The following is a 1,468-nucleotide window of genomic DNA, read 5'->3' on the forward strand; positions in this document are numbered from 1 at the left end:
TAATCTGTACCCTTTGTAAAGGACATCTTGAAAAAAGTTATGCCACATCAAGAAGATGATTTCTGTATTCAACAGGAGTCATCTTCTTTAAATTCCATTGGTATCTATAATGGTTATAGTACGTCATATATTTCTTAATCTCATGTTTCAACTGAGTAAACGACTCACAAAACTTTACATAGGCTTCATCTTTAAAATGGCCAAAAAATGATTCTTGCGGGGCGTTATCCCAACAGTTTCCTCGTCTTGACATTGATTGCCTAAGCTTTAGTTTTTTGACTAATTTTTGATAGGTAGGACTTGTATAATGTGCTCCTTGATCTGAATGAATAAATACATCTTTAGCTAATTGAATTCTCTTATTCTTCTTTAGTTTGCGAAGGGTTGTTGTAGCGATATCTAACGTAAGACGTTCTGAAACATAATAAGCTAAGATTTCATTCGTGGATCCGTCTAGAATCGTAGACAAATAAGCCCTCTTATTCTTACCATAAACTAAATAGGTGATATCTGTGAGAAGTGCTTTTCCAGGGATATTTTGTTTGAATTTTCGATTCAATAGATTAGGTACAACTCGATGTTCTTGCGTTGCTTTCATCATTTTTTTATAAGGATTCGCCTTTCGAATTGGACAGACAATCCCGTATTTTTTCATAATTCTACGTATACGCTTCAAATTGTAGACAACCCGAAACTGACCCGCTAATGTCATTTTAATTTGACGAGCCCCTTTTTTTCGATTTTTAAATCGAAATGCTTTTAATATGATTTCTTTCGCTACTTCATCTTGGTCATTCTTTTGTTTCCGCCGTTCTTGAGATGATAAAGAGAAGTAATTATAATATCCAGAACGGGAAACACCAGCTACCTTACACAAGTAACTCACCATGTTTCTTAGGTTATATTTTACGATGACAGAACGAATCAATAGGTATTTTTGACTCGTTGGTAACGTTATTTTCTTTTCATCCTCCCTTCCATAAGTTTGATCTTTTTTAACAGTTCGTTTTCAGCCTTTAGTAAGTTCCGTTCAGCTTCTAAACGTGCATATTTTTCTTCTAACGTAAGCTCTCTCTCAAGGGATCTCCCGGAGTTTTCTTTACGTGTATCACGTAGGCCAAATACGCCATTTTCTCTATAAGCGGCGCGCCATCTACTTCCTGATGCCACAACACGCTCCACTCCAATTACATCTATATCAAACCCACATGCTTCAAAAATATCTCGAGGCAACTTTCCTTTTGCGTTTTCTTCAACAAAAATACGTTTAAATTCATCTGTATAAGTAATTCCTTTCACACTCACAGATTTTACGTACGGATTCTTTGATAGATCTTGAACTTCTTTTTCAGTAAACAGTTTTTTCGTCATTTTGAAATTTCTCCGATTCTAATTTTTCTCCTATTATACAAGAAATACCCTATAGAACAGACTTTTTTTAAGTGTCTATTCTATAGGGTACATTTTA

Annotated in this window: 1 protein-coding gene; it reads right to left on the reverse strand. The window is 34.7% G+C overall.

Annotated elements, in window-relative coordinates:
• Window positions 1-37: 37 nt before the first annotated feature.
• Window positions 38-1,371, reverse strand: a protein-coding gene (locus MR076_RS25865) for an IS3 family transposase (RefSeq protein ID WP_242225423.1) whose coding sequence is annotated in 2 segments (ribosomal slippage) — window positions 38-985 and window positions 988-1,371 — 1,332 coding nt in all. Because the reading frame shifts where the segments join, the coding sequence is not laid out codon by codon here.
• Window positions 1,372-1,468: the final 97 nt, after the last annotated feature.

This window comes from Bacillus cereus group sp. BfR-BA-01380, assembly GCF_022663535.1.
In the GTDB taxonomy this organism is placed as follows: Bacteria; Bacillota; Bacilli; order Bacillales; family Bacillaceae_G; genus Bacillus_A; species Bacillus_A cereus_BB.